Origin of the sequence: Bacillus sp. AFS031507, from assembly GCF_002584635.1 — a bacterium.
Taxonomy (GTDB): Bacteria; Bacillota; Bacilli; order Bacillales; family Cytobacillaceae; genus Neobacillus.
The window spans coordinates 219,850-243,922 of sequence record NZ_NUOW01000001.1; the positions used below are offsets into that span (position 1 = coordinate 219,850).

General features: G+C 41.0%; 30 protein-coding genes. 6 read left to right on the plus strand and 24 right to left on the minus strand.

From position 1 onward, the window contains the following. Positions 1–102: 102 nt before the first annotated feature. From COE25_RS01050 to COE25_RS01130, 17 genes are all read right to left on the minus strand, one after another. The gene (locus COE25_RS01050; RefSeq protein WP_088085696.1) at positions 103–333 is read right to left on the minus strand and encodes an excisionase family DNA-binding protein; all 231 of its coding nucleotides are present in this window, start codon (positions 331–333) and stop codon (positions 103–105) included. A 5-nt stretch (positions 334–338) separates the two neighbouring features. Continuing rightward, entirely contained in the window at positions 339–1,367 is a 1,029-nt protein-coding gene (locus tag COE25_RS01055; protein ID WP_088085695.1) for a DmpA family aminopeptidase, read from the minus strand. Next, entirely contained in the window at positions 1,364–2,299 is a 936-nt protein-coding gene (locus COE25_RS01060; protein WP_098930213.1) for a dipeptidase, read from the minus strand. Before COE25_RS01060 ends, COE25_RS01055 begins: the two co-directional genes overlap by 4 nt. Positions 2,300–2,398: 99 nt before the next feature. Next, positions 2,399–2,854 (minus strand): SRPBCC family protein, encoded by a 456-nt coding sequence (locus COE25_RS01065; RefSeq protein WP_098930216.1) that lies wholly within the window; start codon positions 2,852–2,854, stop codon positions 2,399–2,401. Between the two features lie 119 nt (positions 2,855–2,973). After that, the gene (locus tag COE25_RS01070; protein WP_098930218.1) at positions 2,974–3,792 is read right to left on the minus strand and encodes an urease accessory protein UreD; all 819 of its coding nucleotides are present in this window, start codon (positions 3,790–3,792) and stop codon (positions 2,974–2,976) included. Then, positions 3,793–4,404, minus strand: coding sequence for an urease accessory protein UreG (ureG, locus tag COE25_RS01075; protein ID WP_088085691.1), 612 nt, complete (start codon positions 4,402–4,404; stop codon positions 3,793–3,795). 24 nt (positions 4,405–4,428) lie between these two features. Further along, positions 4,429–5,100 (minus strand): urease accessory protein UreF, encoded by a 672-nt coding sequence (locus COE25_RS01080; RefSeq protein ID WP_306572486.1) that lies wholly within the window; start codon positions 5,098–5,100, stop codon positions 4,429–4,431. Positions 5,101–5,107: 7 nt separating this feature from the next. Then, positions 5,108–5,554, minus strand: a complete 447-nt coding sequence (ureE, locus tag COE25_RS01085) for an urease accessory protein UreE (protein WP_088085689.1) — start codon at positions 5,552–5,554, stop codon at positions 5,108–5,110. Positions 5,555–5,564: 10 nt separating this feature from the next. Next, positions 5,565–7,277, minus strand: coding sequence for an urease subunit alpha (gene ureC, locus COE25_RS01090; protein WP_098930222.1), 1,713 nt, complete (start codon positions 7,275–7,277; stop codon positions 5,565–5,567). Beyond that, the gene (locus COE25_RS01095; protein ID WP_088085687.1) at positions 7,274–7,603 is read right to left on the minus strand and encodes an urease subunit beta; all 330 of its coding nucleotides are present in this window, start codon (positions 7,601–7,603) and stop codon (positions 7,274–7,276) included. The genes ureC and COE25_RS01095 overlap by 4 nt, the downstream gene beginning before the upstream one ends. A 32-nt stretch (positions 7,604–7,635) precedes the next feature. Next, a complete protein-coding gene (locus COE25_RS01100; protein WP_098930224.1) occupies positions 7,636–7,938 on the minus strand; it encodes an urease subunit gamma in 303 nt (100 codons plus the stop codon). After that, positions 7,935–9,194, minus strand: coding sequence for an ArgE/DapE family deacylase (locus COE25_RS01105; protein ID WP_098930227.1), 1,260 nt, complete (start codon positions 9,192–9,194; stop codon positions 7,935–7,937). Before COE25_RS01105 ends, COE25_RS01100 begins: the two co-directional genes overlap by 4 nt. A gap of 29 nt (positions 9,195–9,223) precedes the next feature. Beyond that, positions 9,224–10,582, minus strand: coding sequence for an allantoinase AllB (gene allB, locus COE25_RS01110; RefSeq protein WP_098930229.1), 1,359 nt, complete (start codon positions 10,580–10,582; stop codon positions 9,224–9,226). A gap of 11 nt (positions 10,583–10,593) precedes the next feature. Beyond that, positions 10,594–10,953 carry a hydroxyisourate hydrolase gene (uraH, locus tag COE25_RS01115; protein ID WP_088085684.1) on the minus strand — a complete coding sequence of 120 codons (360 nt, stop codon included), beginning with the start codon at positions 10,951–10,953 and terminating at the stop codon, positions 10,594–10,596. Beyond that, positions 10,950–11,903, minus strand: a complete 954-nt coding sequence (gene pucL, locus COE25_RS01120) for a factor-independent urate hydroxylase (protein WP_098930231.1) — start codon at positions 11,901–11,903, stop codon at positions 10,950–10,952. Before pucL ends, uraH begins: the two co-directional genes overlap by 4 nt. Positions 11,904–11,917: 14 nt before the next feature. Then, positions 11,918–12,433, minus strand: coding sequence for a 2-oxo-4-hydroxy-4-carboxy-5-ureidoimidazoline decarboxylase (gene uraD / locus COE25_RS01125; RefSeq protein WP_098930233.1), 516 nt, complete (start codon positions 12,431–12,433; stop codon positions 11,918–11,920). A gap of 67 nt (positions 12,434–12,500) precedes the next feature. Further along, positions 12,501–13,142 carry an NTP transferase domain-containing protein gene (locus COE25_RS01130; RefSeq protein ID WP_088085681.1) on the minus strand — a complete coding sequence of 214 codons (642 nt, stop codon included), beginning with the start codon at positions 13,140–13,142 and terminating at the stop codon, positions 12,501–12,503. Between the two features lie 375 nt (positions 13,143–13,517). Between COE25_RS01130 and COE25_RS01135 the strand changes: the two genes are divergently transcribed. The 4 genes from COE25_RS01135 to COE25_RS01145 all read left to right on the plus strand — a co-directional run bounded on the left by COE25_RS01135 (position 13,518) and on the right by COE25_RS01145 (position 16,316). Beyond that, complete coding sequence (locus COE25_RS01135; RefSeq protein WP_088085680.1) at positions 13,518–13,988, plus strand: nucleoside deaminase; 471 nt, start codon at positions 13,518–13,520, stop codon at positions 13,986–13,988. Between the two features lie 24 nt (positions 13,989–14,012). Then, on the plus strand, positions 14,013–15,749 hold the full coding sequence (gene ade / locus COE25_RS01140) for an adenine deaminase (protein WP_098930235.1): 1,737 nt from the start codon (positions 14,013–14,015) through the stop codon (positions 15,747–15,749). 67 nt (positions 15,750–15,816) lie between these two features. Further along, entirely contained in the window at positions 15,817–15,984 is a 168-nt protein-coding gene (locus tag COE25_RS30430; RefSeq protein WP_179195723.1) for a hypothetical protein, read from the plus strand. Positions 15,985–16,103: 119 nt separating this feature from the next. After that, positions 16,104–16,316: a hypothetical protein gene (locus tag COE25_RS01145; protein ID WP_088085678.1), complete on the plus strand. Its 213-nt coding sequence runs from the start codon at positions 16,104–16,106 to the stop codon at positions 16,314–16,316. 81 nt (positions 16,317–16,397) lie between these two features. Here COE25_RS01145 and COE25_RS01150 read toward each other — a convergent pair whose 3' ends face one another. Both COE25_RS01150 and COE25_RS01155 read right to left on the minus strand, forming a co-directional pair. Beyond that, positions 16,398–17,366, minus strand: coding sequence for a bile acid:sodium symporter family protein (locus COE25_RS01150; RefSeq protein WP_098930237.1), 969 nt, complete (start codon positions 17,364–17,366; stop codon positions 16,398–16,400). 13 nt (positions 17,367–17,379) lie between these two features. After that, the gene (locus COE25_RS01155; protein ID WP_098930239.1) at positions 17,380–17,718 is read right to left on the minus strand and encodes a rhodanese-like domain-containing protein; all 339 of its coding nucleotides are present in this window, start codon (positions 17,716–17,718) and stop codon (positions 17,380–17,382) included. Between the two features lie 155 nt (positions 17,719–17,873). Here COE25_RS01155 and COE25_RS01160 point away from each other — a divergent pair, with 155 nt between their 5' ends. Together COE25_RS01160 and COE25_RS01165 are read left to right on the plus strand one after the other, a co-directional pair. After that, positions 17,874–18,371 (plus strand): DMT family transporter, encoded by a 498-nt coding sequence (locus COE25_RS01160; RefSeq protein WP_257208679.1) that lies wholly within the window; start codon positions 17,874–17,876, stop codon positions 18,369–18,371. 161 nt (positions 18,372–18,532) lie between these two features. After that, on the plus strand, positions 18,533–18,928 hold the full coding sequence (locus COE25_RS01165) for a YuzC family spore coat inner layer protein (RefSeq protein ID WP_098930243.1): 396 nt from the start codon (positions 18,533–18,535) through the stop codon (positions 18,926–18,928). 199 nt (positions 18,929–19,127) lie between these two features. On the opposite strand, the gene COE25_RS01170 is transcribed toward COE25_RS01165, so the two are convergent. The 5 genes from COE25_RS01170 to COE25_RS01190 form a co-directional block, all read right to left on the minus strand. Further along, positions 19,128–19,397 carry a SemiSWEET transporter gene (locus COE25_RS01170; RefSeq protein WP_088085673.1) on the minus strand — a complete coding sequence of 90 codons (270 nt, stop codon included), beginning with the start codon at positions 19,395–19,397 and terminating at the stop codon, positions 19,128–19,130. Positions 19,398–19,409: 12 nt separating this feature from the next. After that, entirely contained in the window at positions 19,410–19,898 is a 489-nt protein-coding gene (locus tag COE25_RS01175) for a GH32 C-terminal domain-containing protein (protein ID WP_098930246.1), read from the minus strand. Between the two features lie 154 nt (positions 19,899–20,052). Next, entirely contained in the window at positions 20,053–22,248 is a 2,196-nt protein-coding gene (locus COE25_RS01180; protein WP_098930248.1) for an alpha-galactosidase, read from the minus strand. A gap of 23 nt (positions 22,249–22,271) precedes the next feature. After that, on the minus strand, positions 22,272–23,093 hold the full coding sequence (locus COE25_RS01185; protein WP_180247388.1) for a carbohydrate ABC transporter permease: 822 nt from the start codon (positions 23,091–23,093) through the stop codon (positions 22,272–22,274). Continuing rightward, positions 23,093–23,959, minus strand: a complete 867-nt coding sequence (locus tag COE25_RS01190) for a carbohydrate ABC transporter permease (protein WP_098930564.1) — start codon at positions 23,957–23,959, stop codon at positions 23,093–23,095. Before COE25_RS01190 ends, COE25_RS01185 begins: the two co-directional genes overlap by 1 nt. Positions 23,960–24,073 lie beyond the last annotated feature (114 nt).

Genomic DNA, 24,073 nt, shown 5'->3' on the forward strand with positions numbered 1-24,073 from the left:
TCTTATATTAGTTTTTGTGTCCACCCCGTATGAACAAACCCATAGATTTGTCCACGAATGGTGTCAGGCACCAACATTGAAATGGTATCAAATGCGACCCAGTTAATCTTCGTCTTTTACGTCGATACTTTCTGGAATGGGTTCGTTCAGGATTTCTTCGATTAGTTGTTTGTATTTTTCCATTTGTTTTAGGTGGGTGCTGAATTGTTCTTTGTAGATTAGGTACTCTTCCCCGTCAAATAGGGCGCGGATTTTCTTTTGTTGGATGAGGCTTTTGACAGTTGCCTCAGGAACCGATAAATATTCTGCTGTCTCTTTTATAGTAATGTACAATATGATTACTCCTCTTTTAATAAATTGATTTGTCGGACAACCCGGCCAGCTTTTCCCATTGTATTTCCCGCCTGTGACAATGAATTGAGTATCGCTTCCTCTGTTGCTTCAGCCGTCGCTGTAAAAAGTTGATTCATCATCGGATGATCCTCACGGAGCTGGCTGCGGGTTTCAATCTTCTCATCTGAGTAATGAGGAATTTTATGTGCCGTGGAAAAAGCGATGACTATATCCCCACTGCCATGACTAAAATGACTGCCGGTTCGACCGAGACCAATGCCGCAGCGTTTCGCCAAGCGCTGCAATTGCCGATCACTTAACGGGGCATCGATTGCTAAGACAATGATAATCGAGCCATCCGAAGTTTCAGATAAACCTTCGCTCTCTGAATAGCGATATCTCTGCAGTTCTTCCTTTTTACCAAAATTGCAGAGGACAAGGCATCCAACTGTGTAGTCCTCAACCATACGTGAAGAGGAACCAATTCCCCCTTTATAACCGAAACAAATCATTCCCTTGCCTGCCCCGACTGCCCCTTCAACCGCCCGGCAATCCGATGCATTCTTGATTGCCTCAACTGCATGCTCAGGTTTAACAGGAAATAAACGAATAGAATTTAAGTAGCTATCATTGCATTCCCCCACTACTACGTTAACAGTTCCTGTCGTGTCACCAATTTCTTGATTCTCCTCTAACATGTATTCCAGCACTCCTTGTGTGACAGCTGGTACCGCGAATGTATTCGTTAGCATGATGGGCGATTCAATAACTCCAAGCTCATTTAACTGAACAAGACCAGTGGTTTTTCCAAAGCCATTAATGACATAACTCGCTGCGGTTACTTTTTCTTTAAACAAATTGCCCTTATGTGGCAGTATCGCCGTTACACCTGTACAGGCATACTCTTCCCCAGACTCATTAAGAGGGTAGTCAAGTGTTACATGTCCCACCATCACATCTGCAACATCCGTTATACAGTTTTTCTTGCCAGTTGGCAGCTTGCCAACGATGATCCCTTTTTCTCTAACTTTCATCGTCTAAATCCTGGCCGATGGTCAAGAAAGTTTTGATAGGCAAATCCGCGGACCACTTCTTCACTATAATATTTTAATAGTTCATTAATAAGATTTTGGCTCTTAGAGGCGTCTTCCAAATTAGTAATAAATGTTGAAATCCCATCAAAATCCGAGCCGAATCCAATTTGTTTTACCCCATCCAATGAGCAAAAGTGATCGATATGTTTAACAAGGTCTGGAATCGTCACTTCGCCAAATTCTTTTACAAAAGGTGGATGGTAAACAACATGAATCAACCCGCCTTTAGCAAACATCGCCTGCGCCTGCTCATCTGTTAAATTACGTAAATGGTTGCAAAGTGCTCGAGCATTCGAGTGGCTCGCAATCGGATACTTGGCTAATTCAATGACTTCCCAAATCCCCTTGTCGCTTAGGTGAGAAACATCGGTCAGGATTTGATGCTCGTTATTAAACTCGACAATTTCTTTTCCGAACAGCGTCAGCCCCGCGCCTCGCGGTTCACCAGCGCCATCAGCGGCAAGATTGGCTTGGTTCCATGTCAAACCAACGGAACGGACACCTAGTTGATAGAGAATATGGAGCCTCGATAAATCGTTCCCAATTGGATCCACGCCTTCAAGTGTTAACATTGCGCCAATCTGACCGATCTTTAAGCGATCAAAATCCGACCATTCTTTGATATGGACCATGTCTGGATTTTTTCCAAGCACTTCCTTGTAAAAATAATCGATTTGTTCAAGGACAACCTGAAATTTCTGGTCCCCCTTTATTTCGGGTTCAATAAATATGGCAAAGCATTGGACTTTGATTTGGCCTTGCTGTAATCGTGTTTTATTGGTTTGTAACTCCGGCGCATCAGCAAATCGTAACGTACCATGCGCTTCTTGGAGTTTCATTAGGGCATCACAATGTAAGTCAATGATATTCATTTAGCAAATCTCCTTTTTATAAAAATTTTAACACAACAAAATGGGCTAGGTTGATACAAACCCAGCCCAACACAAATTTAATGATTTATTATAAATTAATTAGTTTGATTCCGCCATCATTTTTATACTTGGGAGCACCTTGTCCCAAATTTCTGCACTTAAATCGCGGAATTTTTTCCCTTCCGGCATCACAGAAAAATCCCCTTGTAAAATATGTAGAGTAGTCTTTCTATTGTCCTCAGACAAATGGAAGGTGATCCCGTCTTCTTCCGTGACAAGTGCCTTTTCCTCACTCCGAACATCAAATACAGTAAACCGAAGGAGTTTATTCTTCTCGAGAGCCGTTACATTTCCTTCAACAATGACGGTCCCATCCTCCCCTTTCCATAGGACAGGACTTCCGAGCTCCCAAGTGGAATCGAGATGAAACTGTGGTCCGCCGCTTGAAAATTCCGTCGCCCAACGGTTATTATACTCACTGACCGTAAGAACATCCCATACCTTTGACGCTGGAGCATTGATTTCAATCGTTTGGTCAACAAAAAGCTTACTCATTTCATTCCTCCTCAAATATAGGCATTATAGATATTCTCATTATACTTCACTGAAAATCCTAACTACAATAATTCCAGTAAAGACAAGAAAAAATCGGCGATGGTTGATACACCAGCCGATTAATATTTTCTTAGAAAAACAGGTTCTTTTTCCAATACTTTGATCCTAATGATTTCATGGCAGACATGTAAGACTTTTTCTATATTCTGTGTGGTATTCGCCAATGCCCTTAGCGCGAACCCTGATACGGCCAGTATCGAAATACCAATTCTAACATCAAGGAAAGTATCGAGAATTTCTTGCAACTCTTCTACTAAAGCAGGATTGATACGATAATCAATAACAATCATCGTCCCAAAATGAGAAAATCCTTCCATCATGCCAATCCCTTTAAGATCATTGTCAGGTTGAAGTTTTACATGATCAAATAAAATAAGTTTGTCTTCCATATAAATTTCCATTTTTGCTTGGAGTAAGTCATATTTAAAAAGTGTCCCATCAGGAGCCCAGCCTGGAGTAAAAATATCTGTGCATATAAGGGAAGAGTTTTGTTCCATTCGAATGACCGTACACTGCTTGAAACAAGCATGCTGGTAAGCAATGACTGGATCTGGCAGATATTCTAAAACACTTCCGCTTTTCAAATGAATGTCCATTTCCTGAAAAGCCGGAGAGGTTCGTGTTTTATATATTTTAGTAGAAGATTGGGTGGTAACAACCACCTCAGCATCCTCTTCCAAAAGGATGACCGTTTGGTAGGAATCACCATCAATGTATCCCCCACCCGGATTCATCACATAAATATAGGCTTCGCCGTCTCCTGTTAGGTAAACAGGTCTAGTAATTTTTAATGCACCCTCTGAGTAGGATTCTTTTAAAATCGTTTTCTTATCTTTTCTTGCACCTGTTAGCCGCAAATATCCGGTCCGCTGTTCCACCTACCCTAATCCTTCCAATAGCGCATTTAACTTGAGCCACTCAATAACCTCGTTCACACCAACATCCTCTTTTAAGTTTGTAAAGATATATGGCTTCTTGCCTCTTGCCAGCTTTGTATCTGCCTCCATGACTTCTAAGCTTGCTCCTACATATGGAGCTAAATCAATTTTGTTGATAATAAACAGATCAGATTTAATCATCCCTTGGCCGCCTTTACGCGGAATTTTTTCACCTTGGGCTACATCAATAATATAAATAGAAAAGTCTACGAGTTCGGGACTAAAGGTGGCAGCTAGGTTATCGCCGCCGCTCTCGACAAAAATAAGTGATAGATTCGGATGTTTCTCCTTTAGCTCATCAATTGCAGCAAAATTCATGGATGCGTCTTCCCGGATCGCCGTATGCGGGCATCCTCCTGTTTCCACACCAATAATTCGATCCTCTGAAAGTACACTATTTTTTATTAAAAATTGTGCATCTTCCTTGGTGTAAATGTCATTGGTTACGACCGCCATGTTATATTCATCTTTGAGGTATCTCGTTAATCGCTCCACAAGCAACGTCTTCCCTGCTCCAACTGGTCCGCCAACTCCTATACGTATCGGTTCCATCGTTACCCCTTCTTTCATCATTTTTTAGGACATAAACAAACGGGTATGTAATCTCTCGTGACGCATTTGTGAAATTTCAATTCCAGGGGCCACAGCTCCAAAGTCATCTGCATCCATTTCTTCAATTATCTCTGTAGTCTTTTGTAAATAGGGGTGTAATTCTAAAAGAATACGTTGACCGGCTGTTTGCCCAAGTGGTATCCCTCTTACACCATTCTGAATAAGGGTCACCATACTTGAATATAGGAAAGTCAGTATTCCTTGTCTTTTCTCGATTCCTAAGTACTGGCAGATAATCGAAAAAGCAATTCCAGGATGACCATACGCCTCCTTGGCACGTATCTTTTTTAGGTATTCTTCTAATAATGGTATCGAATATAAATCAATTCCCATTCGAATCAATCTTTCTCCAATCCTTCGGTTTGCCTCTCGTGCTTCTTTAGGGATATTCTGGACAAACAATTTTTGATCGAGCACCCATAGCTCTGGCCTATCATTTTTTTGTAAGGCGTCAAAGGTCAATCTGCAGGCAAGTCCGTCCGTATAGGCGATTTGTTTTTCCAAGTAAATTCGAATCCATTCAAAAAAGGTTTCCTTACTATCGACGATTTCTTCCTGGATGTAGGTTTCCAATCCAAATGAATGAGAAAAAGCTCCCGACGGAAAATTGGAATCCCCTATTTGCAATAAGGACAAGAGTTGATTATCCATGGGAGTGACCGATATGCCGGAATGCCTTTTTCACTTTTCTATCTTCCCTTGCGTATGGAATCTCTAATTGTTTCAGCAGTTCTTCCACAAGGTAATCATATTGGACGAGCATCACCTTGCCTTCAAATTGTGCAGGCAAGTGGCGGTTACCCAACTGATGCGCAATTTCCCCCATTTGCTTAAAGCTTGTCGGATGAATTACCAGCAAGTCGTCATTCGTGACAGTGACAACGATCATATTTCGGTCATCCATGAATAATACATCGCCATCAATCAGGTCTTTTGGTTCCTTCAGCCGGATGCCAATCTCTTTACCGTGGTCCGTTGTCACCCGTTGAATTCGCTTCACTAAGTCATCGCTTGATATATATACTCTTTCAATGTGGCGGCCAGAGGCTGTGATTTCATCTACATTTCCTACGATTTGTTCAATGATCATGATTTTCCTCCTAAAATAAGAAATAACGCTGTGCCATCGGTAATACTTCTGCTGGATCACAGGTCACAAGTTCACCATCCACAATGACTTCATAGGTTTGTGGGTCCACTTCAATTGTTGGCATCTCCGCATTGAGCATCATATCTGTTTTTGATAGCTGGCGAATTCCCTTTACTGGTTTGATTTGTTTTTTTAGTCCAAGCTTTTCAGGTACACCAAGTTCAATGGCTGCTTTTGACATGAAAGTAATTGAGGTGCTGTACTTGGCTTTTCCGAAGGAAGCAAACATTGGACGGTACAGAACTGGCTGCGGAGTAGGTATGGAGGCATTCGGATCTCCCATTAAACTGTGGGCAATCATTCCACCTTTAATGACGATCTCTGGTTTAACGCCAAAGAATGCAGGTTCCCAAATGACGAGATCCGCCAATTTCCCCACTTCCACCGAACCAACCTCCTCAGCAATACCGTGCGTAATTGCCGGATTAATCGTATATTTGGCAATGTATCGCTTTACACGAGAGTTATCTCCTACTCCTGTGTCTTCAGGCAACTTGCCTCGTTGCTTTCGCATCTTATCAGCGGTTTGCCAGGTTCGAGTAATCACTTCGCCGACTCTTCCCATCGCTTGTGAATCTGAACTTATCATGCTGAATACGCCCATGTCGTGGAGAATATCTTCCGCTGCAATCGTTTCTTTTCTGATGCGTGAATCAGCAAAGGCAATGTCCTCAGGTACGTCCGGGTCTAAGTGATGACAAACCATTAGCATATCTAAGTGTTCATCTAAGGTATTTTTTGTATAAGGCCGTGTTGGATTGGTGGATGACGGCAGGATATACGGAAAGCTTGCGACCTTAATAATATCGGGAGCATGACCGCCGCCGGCTCCTTCTGTATGATAGGTATGGATAACTCGGCCATTAATGGCTGCCAAAGTATCTTCTACAAAACCGCCTTCATTTAATGTATCGGTGTGAATGGCTACTTGGACATCATACTTGTCCGCAACCCTGAGGCAATGGTCAATGGCTGAGGCGGTCGTCCCCCAGTCTTCATGCAGTTTAAGTCCAATCACGCCGGCATTGATTTGTTCAATTAACGGTTCTTCAGCGGACGAATTCCCCTTTCCTAAGAATCCAAGATTCATTGGGAATTCTTCGGCAGCCTCTAACATTCGGTGAATATTCCATTCACCCGGTGAACAAGTGGTTGCATTTGTTCCGGTTGCCGGACCAGTGCCGCCGCCAATCATCGTTGTAATCCCAGATGAAAGGGCGGTTTCGATTTGCTGCGGGCTTATAAAATGGATATGGGCATCAATGCCGCCAGCCGTTACAATCATGCCTTCTCCAGCAATGACTTCCGTTGAAGCCCCAATGATCATGTCTACCCCTTCCATTAAAAGAGGATTTCCACTTTTTCCAATCCCAGCGATTCGGCCATCACGAATTCCAATGTCCGCCTTATAAATCCCGCTATAATCTAGAATAATCGCATTGGTTATGACAGCATCAAGTGCCCCATCTACTCGTGTAGCAAGCGGATGCTGTCCCATCCCATCACGGATAACTTTTCCGCCGCCAAATTTGACCTCATCTCCATAAACGGTAAAATCCTTTTCTATTTCGATAAATAAATCGGTGTCCGCTAGCCGGATGGCATCGCCTGTTGTAGGACCAAACATGTCTGCATATTGCTTTCTCGACATTCGAAAGCTCATAACGGGTTCCCCTCTCCTTGGTCCAATGGGCCATCGGTTTTATTATTTAACCCATAGACTTCTCGCTGACCGGCGAAGGGAACGAGTTCTACTTCTTTCGCATCTCCTGGTTCAAACCGAACAGCGGTACCAGCAGGGATATTTAGGTGCCTGCCAAATGCTTGGTCTCGTTCAAATCTTAAAGCGCCATTTACTTCGTAAAAATGAAAATGGGACCCGATTTGAATTGGCCGGTCGCCTTGATTGAGCACCATAACTTTAGAAGCCTTCCTACCCTGGTTGCAGATAATCGGCTCTTGTCTTAATCGATATTCTCCTGGTATCAACATCGCACCCCCTTATCTATAAAAATATCAATCTAGCGAATTGGCTCATGTACGGTAACAAGCTTGGTTCCATCTGGAAATGTTGCCTCTACTTGGATATCGCGAATCATTTCCGGTATCCCTTCCATCACATCTTCGCTTGATAATATCTTTGTTCCCTCACTCATTAATTCAGCCACCGATTTCCCATCTCTTGCCCCCTCCATAATTTCGTAGGTGATGAGGGCAATCGCTTCGGGATAATTTAATTTTAGTCCCCGGTCCTTTCTGCGCCTTGCCAAGTCTGCTGCGATGACAATCATTAATTTTTCCTGCTCCCGCTGGGTTAATTTCATCCCTTACCTCCCCCTAGTAAATCATAAAGTGTACAGGCAATAATCTTGGTGGCATCCACCAGATCATCTACACGGATATTTTCATCAGCCCGGTGCCCATTAGCCTCTTCCAGCAATTTGGGCCCAACACCAAACATGATCGTTGGGATGCCTTTTTCATAAAAATGACGGGCATCTGCATAGATCGGTACTCCGTTTATCGCTAAATCACCTTTCCCTTTCATAATGGACTGCCAGTTCGCGGATAATGCTGAAATCAGTGGTGAATCTTCCGGAACAGGCCCGAAGCTTTCTGCATGAAGTATTTTTCGAATTTCTAGTTTTATTCCTTGGGTCGTCTTAACCGCTTCTTCCACAACTTTTCTAAATTCCACTTCCGCTTGAACCCCGTCTTCACCTGGAATCAATCTTCGGTCAACCCTTATTGTACATTCGTCAGGTACAACATTTGTGTTAATTCCTCCAGAAATGAGACCGACTACCAAGGTTGGGTGGTCAATCCCAGGCACAGAAGATTTATTGGCCGCGAGAGTTTGCCGATATTCGTATAAACCATTTAAAATCTTTGTCGTCGCCTCAAGTGCATCAATTCCTGTATGTGGGAGGGCGGCATGGGCAGACTTCCCTGTTGTTTTCACTTCAAAATGTAAACAGCCGTTATGGGCATTAACTGCCGAATAGGTAAAGCCAGCTGCAATCGCCTGGTCAGGACTGATATTCCCTTGATCTAGCAGCCTTTTGGGTCCTAATTCTCCGCCTGTTTCTTCATCAAAAGTAAAAGCAAGGTCGACTTTCCCTTGCAGAGGGTGACTGATTTTGACTTTTTTTAAGGCTAAAACGGCGTATGAATAGGCAGCAATATCGGATTTTGAAACTGCCACGCCCCGTCCATACATCTTTCCATTAATGATCTCCCCTCCGTATGGATCAACACTCCAGCCTAACCCAGGGGGCACCACATCACCATGTGCATTTAAGACAATATTTGTTCCTGCCCCGTTCCCAAACTCGGTGCTGCTAAGGACATTGGCCAAACTAATCATTCCAGCGGCTTTGACTTCCTCTTCATCTACCTCTAATAGAGCTATATCCACAAAGCCAAGTTCTTGAAGCTCGTGGTGTAAGAAGGCAGCAATAGGGTAACAATCACCAGCAGGGTTATCTGAAGGAACTTGCACTATTTTTTTTAAGAAATCAATCATTTCTGCTTGGTGCTCCTCAATCCACTGGACCAAACTTTTCTTATCCTGATTCATAAAGCTCCTCCTTTTGGTTGCGTGTCCACTTACAGGCAAACACCAAATTTCTCCTGGATCACCCCGGATTGTTCATCATAAATGACCTTTCCTCTTAAAATCGTTTTCTTCACCTTAAGTAAAAACTCTCTATTTTCATAAGGTGAATAGGCATTTCGAAAAGCCAATGATTGTTTATCAGCAATCGTTGTTTCATCTAAACGTATCAAAACAAGGTCAGCATCTAAGCCGGGAAGAATTCGCCCTTTTCGGTCTGCTATTCCAAACCGTTCAGCCACATTCGCCGTCCCTAATGGTAAAATTTGTTTAAGGTTAATTCTCCGTTTAAGGGCCTCATCAAGCAAGGCCAGCCAGGTAAATTGAACCCCTTGAATCCCTCCCCATGCATCCCAGATGGAATCCGTTGCTTTCATCGAATAAAGACACGGGGAATGATCAGATCCAATCGTGTCAATCCAGCCTCTCTGAATGCAGTCCCATAGCCCCTCTACCTCTTCGCGCGATCTTAGCGGCGGCGCACATTTGAGGATGGCACCACTTTTAATAAAATCCTCTTCATCAAAAAGTAAATAATGCGGGCAGGTTTCAACTGTAACGTTTACTCCGCTTTTTTTGGCTTGATCGATAATTCCGATTACCTTCGCCGAACTAATATGAACAAGATGAAGGGCTGTTCCGTATTTGGCAGCAAGCTCTAAGGCATAACTAACTGCTTTCTCTTCTGCTGATACGGGCCTGCTCGCGAGAAAGGCCTTTCGTTCATTCATCCCATCCCTATGTTTATAGAAAGCTGTAAATTTATTAATCTCCTCTTCCCATTCCGCATGGAGACCGAGAATCTTCTTATGCTCCTTTGCAGCCTGCATGGCTTGTTTCAATCCATCAGGTGGGACAAAGCGGAAATCCTCAATCCCACTCTCACTCATAAATGCTTTCCAGGCAATAATCCCCTTACTCATCTGAGTGAGTTCTCGCCGGTTAGCGAGGTTCGTATCTGTCATTCCACCCCAGAGAGCATAATCGACATGAGACATAGAGGTTAAATACTCTTTTTTATCAAGTAAATTCTTAACAGTAGTAACAGAAGGTGCACAATTCAGCGGCATATCAAAAATGGTAGTGGTTCCGCCGATAGCTGCAGCTCGGCTTCCTGTCTCGATTCCTTCCCAATCCGTTCTTCCTGGATCATTGAAATGGACATGGGCATCAATAAAGCCAGGAACAACTAGACAGCCGCTTGCATCAATAATCGTATCCGTTTCCTCTTTCAATGGTTCTCCTTCACTTTTTACAAGGGAGTCAATCCGTTCATCAAGGACTCGAATGTCTACCTCTCGAAAACCGTCCGCGGTAAAAACGAGCCCATTCTTCACCCATAGTTCTTTCATCTTTACCCTCCTCAACTCCCCCGATAGGTACTATACCCACCAGGTGAAATCAACAATGGGACATGATAGTGGGAGGTGGGTTCAGAAATGCCAAAGCGAACGGGAACACAATCTAGGAACGAAGGATCTCCGAGTAAAGGGCCGCGATTCCGAAAATAATTTCCAACATGAAAACGAATTTCATAGATTCCCTTTTTCATACTGTCCCCTTCGAGGAGAGGTTGATTTACTCGGCCATCTTCATTGGTTTGGCTGAATTGAATAAATTCGTATGTGTTGTCTGGACCTACCTGCCATAATTCCACTACCACTCCACTTGCCGGTTTTCCCAAACTTAAATCAAGGACATGTGTGGTTACCTTTCCAGTCATTTCGGTGATTCCCCTGGATTTTCTAAATCTTCACGTGTTATGGAAAAACATTGAAACCCATACGGAGGACGCGGTTCGGTAAAAACTTTCCCTTCTTGTGAGGCAGGAATTTCGTCTAAAACGGTTTCCCAGGTCCGGTTATTGGATTCAAAGCGAACCTCCACTAACTGTGGAAAACGCTCTAATATACGAAGACCAATGCGGTAGATAAGATTTTGAATGGAGGGAGATTTCTCTTCATGAAAAACCGTATAGGCAATATCTCTAACTTGCTCTGCTGCGACATACCCATCTGTCGTACTGCCCTTTGCAGCATCGAAATCGTTATAGCGCCACCCAATATTCAAAAAGATAAATAGCGGCCGGTCATAAGACTCTGGCAGTGTCGTATATTCATCCTTCACAAATCCATAAAAGGAGCTGCCACGTACCTTTAAAAGCTTTAGTCCCTTCAAACTGCTGAGATGATCGGCTGTGATGATCTTTTCTCCAGAGCGTTTCACTTCAACTTGAGCCAACGATTGTTCATTTAATGAATAGCGGAATACGAATGGACTCGGTTCAAAACTATCTTTCGTTGGTACTGGGAGCTCGTCAAATGGGATTTGTTCGCTAGAGATATCGACAGCACTCATATGAGGATACGTTTCAAGGAAACGGCGGGCGACAAATTCTAGGAATCCTTCTTGTGTTGAACCTTCATAATCGCCAGCATGTTTTAGAATGAAATTTTTCATCGAATCCGTTGCCACAACTAATGTATTATCCCCATCTTTAAACGACGATAAGAAGGCTTCTCCTTCTACTGCCACCTTAACATTCATTCCAAACAGAATATTGCTGCGGCCCGTAAAGGCTGATTCAGGAATGGTACGGACTCCTGTTAATGGGGCTGCGTAGGTGCGATAAACCCAAACATCTGCTTTACCATAGCGCATCGTTCTTTGCATATCATCATCCCCCTTTATTGAATAACATCATTTAAGCGGAACCCTGCAATTTTATAGACCTCATCCAAGGCTGTCGGGAATTCTTTCTCATAGGGATTGCCCACACGTTCTTTCATCGCTGCAAGAATTGTTTCCTTGCTTTGGCCCTTCACTGCCATAATAAAAGGAAAATCAAATTGCTCGACATACCTCTGATTGAGGGAAACAAACTCACTATGTTCATTCTTCGAGAGCCGATCAAGACCTACTCCCGCTTGCTCCTTTTGAGAAACCTCTGATATTTTTAATCTAGTACCAAGATCCGGATGGGCACGGAGCAGGGCCAATTGAAATCCTGCCTCTGCATTTTTTACAACTGTCACCATTATTTGTAAGAGTTCCTCACGAGATTTAAAGGGTATACTCTCCCATGCCTTCTCAGCCACCCACGGGGAGTGCTCAAACACCCAGCCTACTGTACTCACAAATTCCTCTTTGTTCATTTGATTTATTTCCTCTATGGAGCCTTGATTATTTTCCTTTACATCCATGGTTTCATCTCTCCCAAACTAACTGATTTCAGCAGGATTTCAGGAGAAACAGACAACATGCCTCTCCTCACCACTCGTGCCTCCACCCTTTCAGCCGGTCATATTCTTCTTTGGTATCGACGTCAAAAAAGTCCCAACCGTTCTCATAATTAACTAGTATGCCAGTTAATTTTTCCTTTTTAAAAAGCTGTCGTGCCCCTTCATCCCCCTCAAGTTTCAGTAAATCAGGAACCACCTTTGGCGAAAAAATAATGGGCGGCCTCGGAATCCCCTGAAAACTAGCTGCTATAAACGGAACATTTTTATTTTCCTGATATTCCTTCAGGTATCGTTTAACCAAATCATTGATGATTTCTACTGGTAAGAGCGGTTGATCAGCAAGAAGAATCATGATTCCTTTCGGTTCCATTTCCATGGCTGCAAGCAATCCACATTGCAAGGAATGTGCCTGCCCTTTATCCGCATCACGGTATCTCAAAGCTTTCCAGCGTTCTCTGAGGGGACTCCCGAAAAGGGTGCCGTCAATCCATTTGAGCGTATCCTCTTCCCTTGTCACAACAAACGTAAAGTCCAGTTTGGAATTCACTGCCTTTTCTAAGGCTGAATTACCAACTGTTTTCTGCCCCCAAGGGAGTTCAAGCTTGTTAACTCCCATCCGGCGGCTCTTACCCGCCGCAAGATAGACTGCGATGACTCCGTCGTTATCCATCAAGAAAAACCACCATCATGCCCCCCATTCTTTCCTTGCTATCTAACACTATATATATTGATAGACCTCCCAAAATACACCCATGTTCTTTTTCAATTTTCTGATGATGGGTAGATTTTCAGTAGATAGACGAACATTACCAACAAAGCATATGTCATCTTTTTTCACCATAATATCCAAAAGGGGAAATAGTATCTACACTAATGTCATATAATCTAACATGGAAAAATTGTTGATTGGAGCGGAAATCAACAGGCAAGTAACCAGAGCTATTTTATAAAAAAATATGTTAGATATACCTACAACAATTGAGCAATTGTAAGCATCATGTAGAATAATGTATTTTAAATTAATTAACTGGAATGGAGAGGTTGTATGACAGATTCTCACTTTATGGAAAAGGCAATTGAACTAGCGCTAAATAATGTTTTGACGAAGCAAGGGGGACCATTTGGAGCGGTCGTCGTCAAGGACGGAAAGGTCATTGGAATCGGCCGAAATGAAGTAACCGGGACAAACGATCCCACTGCACATGCCGAGGTGCAAGCCATTCGAGATGCCTGCCGGAATTTAAACGACTTCCAGCTGAACGATTGTGAAATCTATACCAGCTGTGAACCTTGTCCGATGTGCATCGGCGCCATTTATTGGGCGCGCCCCAAGGCTGTTTATTATGCTTGCACCAAACAAGATGCAGCGAAAATAGGGTTTGATGATCAATTTATTTATGATCAACTCTCCCTCCCCATCGAATATCGAAAAATACCGATGAAAAAGATTTTTCCCCCAGATGGAGATATTCCGTTTAGAACATGGGAGAATTCACAAGATAAAGTAGAGTATTAATATGACAGAAAAGGATGTTGTCCTATGGAGGCAAATCAGTTAAAGAGAAGAATCTCTGTAGCATCTAAAAGAGAGCCAGCGGATACGGTCATTAAAAATGGGAAAATTATCGATGTCTTTAATGGAGAAATTATCGAAGGAGACCTTGCGATTGTTGATGGATACTTTGCCGGTATAGGTGATTATGAGGGGAATAGGGTGATCGATGCAAATGGCCGTTATATATCCCCTGCTTTTATCGATGGTCATGTTCATATTGAGTCCTCGATGGTCACTCCAAATGAATTTGCAAAGGTTCTTCTTCCGCACGGGGTAACTACCATCATTGCAGACCCACATGAAATTGCCAACGTATTAGGCACTGAGGGGATACAATACATGCTTGATTCCTCTGAAGATCTACCGTTTGACTTTTTCTTTATGCTTCCCTCATGTGTTCCTGCGACCGAATTTGAAAATTCCGGCGCTACTCTTAATGCAAAAGATCTAAAACCCTTTTATCAGCAGCCACGAGTCTTAGGTTTAGCTGAAGTCATGAATTTCCCAGCAGTTTATAAGGCTGAGGACGACATGCTTGAAAAAATATTAATAGCAAAACAATCTGACAAAAAAATTGACGGCCATGCGGCGGGGTTATCGGCCAATGATTTGAATGTGTATCTGGCAGCAGGTATTCGAACAGATCATGAAAGTACAACAGCTGAAGAAGCAAAGGAACGTCTCAGAAGAGGAATGTACCTAATGATTCGCGAAGGTACGGTGGCAAAAGACTTACAACAATTGATTCCCATCGTCAATGAGCGAAATGCAAGAAGATGTTTATTTGTAACGGATGATAAGCATTTAGACGACCTCATCCATGATGGCAGCATCGATCACAACGTAAGGCTGGCTATCGCCTCAGGTATATCTTCCATAACAGCGATTCAAATGGCAACCATTAATGCAGCAGAATGCTTTGGGCTGGAGGCTAAGGGTGCGATTGCACCTGGATACAAAGCGGATTTCTTCCTGTTTGATGACCTTGAGAACATTACTATTACAACCGTTTATAAAGATGGGATTGCCGCTGTCGAGAATGGACGGCTTATTATTGAATCACAGGACCATTCCTTGGTTGAAACAGACCGGTTAAAAAATTCTGTTCGTTTCCATGAATTAACAGAAAATCATTTTCAAATTCCATTAAAAACAAACAAAGCAAATATAATTGAAATTATCCCCAATAGTCTTGTAACGCGTCATATTATTGAAAAAGTTAATGCTAATGATTCAGGGATATTTCAACCCTCTATCATAAAAGACCAATTAAAGCTGGCCGTGATTGAGCGCCATCATATGAAAAATCAAATTGGATTAGGGATTGTCAAAGGTTTAGGTTTAAAATCCGGTGCGATTGCTACCACCATTGCTCACGATTCCCATAATCTTATTATTGCCGGAACAACCGATTTGGATATGGTAGTTGCTTCCAAAGCGATCAAAGATATCCAAGGGGGTCTCGTTGTTGTCAATCAAGGCGAAGTGATTGCCTCATTGCGACTTTCCATCGCAGGGTTGATGTCAGATCGCCCGTATCAAGAGGTTTATTCAAGTTTAAATGAGATAAATCTTGCCCTCAAAAAACTAGGTGCACACGACCACTTCAACCCATTTTTAACGATTTCGTTTTTATCACTTCCTGTCATACCGGAAATAAAGCTAACTGATAAGGGTTTGTTCCAGATTAGTAAGTTTGAGCATATAGATCTCGACGCTTAGGAAATAATAAAATATCTAGCAAAGGTGCTGGATAGAAGAAAACACCCTGGTTTGAAAGGATGGGAAAATGAAGAAAAGTATATTTAATGAGGGTGATGAAGTAAATATTCGTTCTTCGGGTGAATCAGTAACAATCAATAAATCTCAATATGTAAAAAACATGAAAAGGTACTCTTACATTGTCAATGAACATCCAAATACCTTTTTCTTTGAAGAAGAACTAACGAAAGAATAATTTCCATACCATTGAAAAAGAAGCTTTTTACTGCTGAAATCCTTGTAAATAGAGATAATTGTTTTAATTCAAAGGAGAACGTCCACTTCATGTCGAAGTTAAGGTAAAGGGGTTGTCCAATGAATAAAGCTGAATTATTAAAAAATCTACACTATGCCAGTCGGAGTAATTTATTTTCAATTGAGATTCCAAAGACTGTAAAAGAAGATGAAAAACTTATTGAAGGATTGGTTAGAGAATTAGTACAAGATGGAAAAATAAAAATGAGAGAAGTTGTGCAACGAGACTGCTCCGTTTATTTATCTGGAATAATCAAGTATGCAACAAAGTAATCGGCTCTTTTGAGGGAATTCCCTCATAAAAACATCCCCTCGCAAATAATTCCGAGGGGATTTCTTTTTTTAAACATCCTTTTACATTGCAATCGATTCTTGCTTTTCCACATTTTTATTATAGTAACGATTAAGAAAATGTCCATTTAACGAGGCGAGTATTTGCTGAAATAACATCCCAACCACTACTGGTACCGCAACTGCAGCTGGGAAGTAAGTAATAGCTATAACTGCCCCAGCACTGATATTTCTCATCCCGCCAGTGAATGTCAGCGAAATGACGTTGTCTCGTCCACCATTAAAAAATCGACCAATTAAAAATGAAAACAAGTAACCAGTCAGCGCAATCAAGAAGACCGTTAAGGTAATACTTACAAGTTTAAAATTAGGATTTCTTAAATAGGGCGCGACCACTGCACCATTAAGCATGACTACAAATCCAAGGCTAATTTTCGAAAAAGGAGCAAGACGTGTCCCTAATTGGTCTTTAATTTTCCCCTTTGTAACTTGGTTTAAGTACATCCCAATCAAGGAAGGAATGACCACCATTCCCAATAGACCCTTCATTATACTGATAAAGTCCATTTCAATTTTTTCACCTATAAATAATGATAGAGAATATGGAACAATGATTGGTGAAAGCAAGGTATCAATTAAAATGATCGACAAGACCAATGGAATGTTTCCTTTGTAAATGGCCACCCACATGAAGCTTGTCACTCCTGTTGGAATGACCATTCCTAAAACAAGTCCGGTAATCGTGTAAACATCACCAGAAAAGGCGACATGACCTACGCCCCAGGCCCAAATTGGCATGAGGACATGAAGGATTGCCATTGCAATAAAAATTGGAAACGGATGAACGATCACCTCTTTTAATGAATGGAAATTGGAACTTAAACTCCCAGCGAAGGTCATAAAAGCAAAAATCCAAGGAATTAAATATGAATAATCCTTTAGATGGACACTGAACAATACTCCAGTCAATACACCAACCGGGGTAATTAATGGCATGATTCTTTCTAGTTGTTTATTTATCTTTTGCAGCATGTAGAGTGTCTCCCTATTCGTCTCGTAGCGAACTTATATATGCCTTCCAAGCAGTATTTCCTCCCTCTAAAACCGTCACTTGATAATTATGAGCGTCCAGAATCTGTGCACATTTCGTTGCCGAATTCCCCGTAGTGCAAGTCACGATCATTTCTTGGCCCTTGGGTAAGGACTGCAGTGTGATTTCACCAGACTCTTTAAGGCCAAAAATTACTGATTTCGGTACGTTACAACTTTCTTCTATATGAAATTGATTGTATTTTTCTTTATCCCGAACATCAAGAAGAACTAATTTTTCTTCACCTTGAAGCCTTTCATGGAGCTCTTTTGGCGTTATTTTATTAGTTGTCATTGAATGCACCCCCATTACAAAGAATACCACACTTTCTTTTCATTTTAATCCATGTTCCCAAAAAATCCTTCGAAAACCGAAAAATATACATGTCAAAAGATCAATGAAGTTGTATAATAATTGTTTTAGGAAGTGGCGGGGTAAGTGGCGTCTCCATAGGGGATTTTTATGTTTTCCTCGCAATTTTCACGCAAGCATTCAGTTTTATAATAATAAAAAAAGTTTCCAAGACGCTGGACCCACACTTGATGACTGGCTATATGCTAGTCATCGGTTCCGTCATTTTATTTATCATTAGTCTATTTAAAGAACCTAACGGATTAAAAGGACTTGTTCACGGGACTTTTGAAGTTTGGATGATTTTCCTTGCCTCAGCAGTTATCGCTACGGCACTTGGACGTATGATTTATAACTCTGCACTAGGTAAAGTTGGCGTAGCAGAATCAGCCATTTTCATCAACCTAAATCCCTTCTTCTCGCTAATCGGTGCCGTTATTTTTCTCGACGAACAAATTACTTCATCACAAATCTTTGGTTTTATCTTCATACTCTTTGGTGTTTTATTTGGCTCAGGTACTCTAGAGGAATTCCTTTATCAATCAAAACTTAAAAAGAAATTAATTTTTTTAAATAAGACAAAAGACTTCAATTAATGTGACTCAAATCTGGGTCACATTTTTTGTTTTTATATCCATTATTACCGAAAAGCGCATGGATTTCTAATCCAAACGCGTTTTCATTTCTAGGTAACAAAAACCGTGAAAATATCATATCCTATTCTGGCTTGTGTTTTAACTATGGAAGGAGAGTAATAATGTATTATTACCCATATCAATATCAAATCTATCCTCCATTGCCCGTTTACCCACCTCAAATGGGGTATCAATTCCCACCAATTCCAAGGAGTTATCCACCAGTAGATGTAAAAATATTTGAAAACTCAGTCAAGTCATTTCGACTATTAATGGCTCAAGGAAGTATTTTGCTAGATCGCTTAGGGGATTTAGGTTTCGCTCGAAAAATGATGAGTGCTGCCCAGCAAGGAAAAAAAGCGGATGTTGATCATTTAATCGGTACCGTCGGATTAAAAGTCCCTGTGATAACTACATTTACGCCAAGTGGCGTCATCTTCGAACTCACCACACAACCAAACCAAAATAATCCTGCCAGCTGCTGCACTTTAAAGGTGTTCATGAAATGGGGAATTTAATGGTTGGAAAGAGACCTATACATTCCACCTGGAAAAAACTAATCTCCCCAAAAAAAGTGGTATCCCAAACAAATGGGGATACCACTACTCTTTTCATTTCTAGCTAAACCAGCTTCATATTGAAAACGATTACATAGATTTATATCTAGAGTAACAAACATGAATAAAGACGCTTCGGCACCGAATCGTCTTTTTCGTATTATTTAGCATTTGCACTATATTTAATTTTTAAAGTTAATATTGTTACAGCTAAAATTAACGTTACAGCGTTTGCAACAATTATTGGAATATCGTTTACAAATAGTCCATACAACAGCCACATTAAAACTCCGCTAGTGAACAAGCTGTACATGACTAATGATATTCCTTCTGTATTTTTCTCTTTGATGGTTTTAATTGCCTGTGGCAGGAATGAAAGGGTGGTTAAAATAGCTGCAACATAGCCAAAAAGTGGAACGAGCTCCTGCATTCTTTTGTCTCCTTATCTCCATATATCGTTTAAAGTCCATGAATCTAATTTTATTAAATTGGCTACTCCACCCTCACTAAATAATTCTACAGAAGTACTTAACGGGTCAGGATATATACGTGTTGTCATTACTGTTTCTCCATCATTGACAAACAACTCTAACGATGACCTGTCAATAAATAGGTGGAGTTTAATAGAATCATGATTTCCATGCACCACACTTGTTCTAATTCCACCTTCTCCTTTGCCCGAGTAATTTCGGTCCACATAAATTTTACCATCTTTGACATCATAAATTACAGAAGTTTTTTCTTGCCCATCCAATGAACAGCGAACGTGGATGCCAAACTTTTCAGCAGAACGTTCGTTTAAAGAAAACTCTGCAATAATTTCCAGACATTCCCCCTGGATATGTTGCAAAGTTATTTTTTCTGAAATGTTCGTTTCCGGTACAAAAATGTATTCATTCCGTAACTTCTGCAACTCTTCAACAGGGACCATAGATAAGTTGCCATGTTGACAAACGTTGTTGATGATTCTGTTCCATGAAAATCCCTCACTTTTTTATCTACAAAAAAGAAAAACGATGAAGCCATTTAACACATTGGTTTTCATCGTTCCCTTATAACTATTTATGGACTTTAACTATCAAAAACTATAGTTCTTTCAAATGCCAAACAAAACTTTGAAAGTCTCCCTTTATTTCCACCGGAATAGCGAGTCCAACATAAGAGAGTTCATCCCCGCCAAATACTTGATCAGTACCGTTAACTCGATATTGTTTTGAATGATCAATTCCCTTTAGCCTTAACACTGCAGTTGGTGCAGCTGGTTCTGCCAAAACCCGGAAATAATAGACGATTGCTTCTGTCTTGTCCTTAGTAGTGAAAAGCCAAGATGTCTCATTTCCTTCAAATGGACTTTGCAATCGATAAAAATCACCAAACTGGATTAATTGACGAATTTCCTTATAGTGAGAAACTTGCTCTTTGACAATTTCTTTTTCATCCTCTGATAGATTCGATAAATCAAGTTCATAGCCTAAATTCCCAGACATCGCTACATCGCCACGCATCTGTATAGACGGACTTCGATGAACCTGATGATTCGGAACAGCAGATACGTGTGAACCCATGGTAACAATCGGGTAAACAAGACTTGTGCCATATTGAATTTTTAACCGTGAGACAGCATCCGTATTGTCACTTGTCCATGTCTGCGGCATGTAATAGAGCATTCCCGGATCAAATCTTCCTCCTCCGCCCGAGCAGCTTTCAAATAGAACATGCGGGAAGGAAGATGTGATAGATTCCATCACCTTATATAATCCAAGCATATAACGGTGCGCTGTCTCTCTTTGTCTTTCAGGAGGAAGAGCAGCCGAACCGATTTCGGTCATATGGCGGTTCATATCCCATTTCACATATGAGATTGGGACACTTGCTAAAATATTACAAACTCTCTTTGTAATTTCATAGCAGACATCCTCCCTTGAGAAATCGAGTATTAATTGATTACGACTCTCCGAACGATTGCGCCCTGGAACATGTAGGCACCAATCTGGATGTTCACGGTATAGATCACTGTCAACAGAAACCATTTCCGGTTCAAACCATAGTCCAAAATCCAGTCCCAACTCCTTGACACGAAGAGCGAGATGATTCAAACCTTTGGGAAGTTTCTGGCGATCAACGAACCAATCTCCCAATGAAGATCTATCATCATTTCTCTTACCAAACCACCCATCATCTAAGACAAACAATTCGATTCCTAACTCACGTCCTGTTTCTGCAATATCCAAAATCTTGTCCGCATTAAAATCAAAATAAGTTGCTTCCCAGTTGTTCACTAAAATTGGGCGTTCTCTATCCCGGTAATTGCCTCTCACTAAGCGCATACGATACAACTCATGAAACGTCCTTGACATACTGCCTACACCTTCTGATGAATATACCATAACAACTTCTGGTGTTTGGAAGGCTTCATTAGGTTCAAGCGTCCAGTTAAAATCAAAGGGATTGATCCCCATAGTGACTCTCGTGTTCCTAAATTGGTCCACTTCCGCCTGCGCTAGGAAATTACCACTGTATACAAAGTTAAAGGCATATACTTCTCCTGAATCTTCTGTTGTGCCTTTCCTTAACAATGCAATAAAAGGATTATGCTGATGACTGCTGGCACCTCTTGTGCTTTCAACTGACTGGATTCCATGACGGAGCGGCAATCGTTCAATATGTCGTTCCTTTACATGGGCACCATGAAGATGTAAAAACTCAAAATCTGCATCCCTGAAATCAACACAGAGACTGTGCGCACTTACCAACTTTAGTGACTGACTCCCCTCATTTATAAATCGTACGGAACGTGTAATGACATTAAACTGCTCGAAAACGGTATAACTTAGGATCACTTTCAGGCCGATTAAAGAATCTTCCATTGTAATTTCAAGCGTTTCCGCCTCGTTGTCACACTCTGTATACGTTGCAGGCAGCCCCTCCAAAGGAGCTTTCCCCTTAAAAATCGAATGGGTTTGGTATCTTAGGTCAGTAATGGTTGAACCGTTTTCGAGCTGGATTTGATAAGCAGGCTTCCTAAAATCTGTATTCCCATACTGTGGATACTCTTGCGGAAGTGTATCCAAGGAGAAAGTCCTGTCATCTTTATGCTGATAAGGGTTTCCTGAGAAACCGCGATCTAAAAACTGCAGAAAATTAGAATGACGATAGGTGTTGATTTTTCGGCCCCAATAAAGGTGCACCAAATATCCTTCATGGAGAATTTCCATGACATAACTTGTATCCTTGGCCTGTAAATGAAACGTTTTATTTTTTGAATCAAATTGGATTCCCACGAAAAACTTCAACTCCTTAAATGCTATTTAATAGCTCCCTTTACCACACCGCCGATAATCCATTTCTGTGCTAAGATGTAGACTATGACCATTGGTGATAAAGCTAATAGGTATGATGCAAATGCTAAATTAAAGTCCGTACCAAACTCAGACTGGAAAATATATTGAACCAAAGGAAGAGTCGCATCTGCTGGATCATTTAAGATGATCAATGGCAGCATAAAGTCGTTCCAAGCCCATAAGCATGTTAGAATTCCAACAGTTGCATTAATCGGGGTTAACAAGGGGAAAATCACTTTCCAAAACACTCCCCAAGTACTGCAGCCGTCTACGATGGCCGCTTCCTCCAGTTCCTTTGGAATCGAACGAATGTATCCTGTGTAAATAAAGATATTTAATGCAGCTCCATAAACAATGTATAAAAAGATCAGTCCACCTTGGTTATCCATACCAAAAGCGGCTGTCTGTTTTACCAGTGGTAGCATAATAATCGGAAATGGGATAAACAGGGCACTGACAAAATAGTAATATAGACCTTTGAAAAATTTGTGATGCAAATTTCTGGCGATGGCATAAGCAACCAATGAGTTTGTTAAAATCGTAAAAACAACTGTAATTACTGTAATAAATGCACTATTTTTTAATGCTGCAAAAAAGTTAGTAGATTCAATCGCCTTTTTAAAGTTATCGAAATGAAAACCTAAAGGAAGAGAAAGTACAGATTGCGCGAGCTCATCAGGTGTTTTTAACGCAATTGAAACTGCAATATATAATGGGAAAAGTATAAATAATGATCCTAATGCAATTAGAATCGTAACTGGCCAATTCGTCTTTTGTTTCAACATTACATATCCATCTCCCTTCTTTGGAGAACCTTGATTTGAAATACAGAGACGATAACAATTACAATAAAATAGATAACGGAGTTGGCTGATTGGTAAGCAAATTCTCCGCCTTGGAAGCCACCTTTATAAATGAGAAGTGAAATGGACTCCGTGGCACGGCCTGGTCCGCCACCTGTTAAGGCAACTACCTGATCAAAAACCATTAAGAAGCTTTTCATAGAAAGCACCATATTGATTGTGAAGAAAGGAGCAATCATTGGAAATGTTATCTTCCAAAATTCCTGCCATTTATTAGCTCCATCGAGACTTGATGCTTCGTATAGTTCTGTTGGAACTGTCTGCAAACCTGATAAATAGAGAATGACATTGAAGGCACATGCTTGCCATACAGCTACAATGACGATTCCTATCCATGCAGTGTTTTCACTCCCTAGAATATTAGTCGATAAAAATCCAAGATCCAGTTTATCGCCTATTTGTGGGATTACATTAGAAAATATAAAATTGAAGATAAAACCAACAATTAACACGCCAAGGACATTTGGTAAAAAGTATGCAGCGCGAAAAAAATTCTTTCCTTTAATTTTTGCATTTAGTCCCATGGCTATCATTAGACTCAAAACGTTAACGAGTATCGTTGAAATAATAGCAAACTTAAAGGTAAATAAATAAGAATTTAATATGTTAAAGTCCTTAAATAAATTAAAATAATTTTTGAATCCTACAAAGTCGTAAGTGAAACTTAAGCCGTCCCAGTTTGTAAATGAATAATAAATGCCTTGAATAGCTGGAAATGTATGAAAAATAGCGAAAAGGAGAAGTGCAGGCACTGTCATTAAATAAAACGGTACGTTTTTGAGTTTCATAGTTTTCTTCTTTTCTTTTATCCTAGCAGAAGGAATACTCCCATTTTTTAACGCCAAATCTTCCTTACTCACTTCTTTCACTCCTTTATAAAGATGGAGAAATTAGGATTCCCC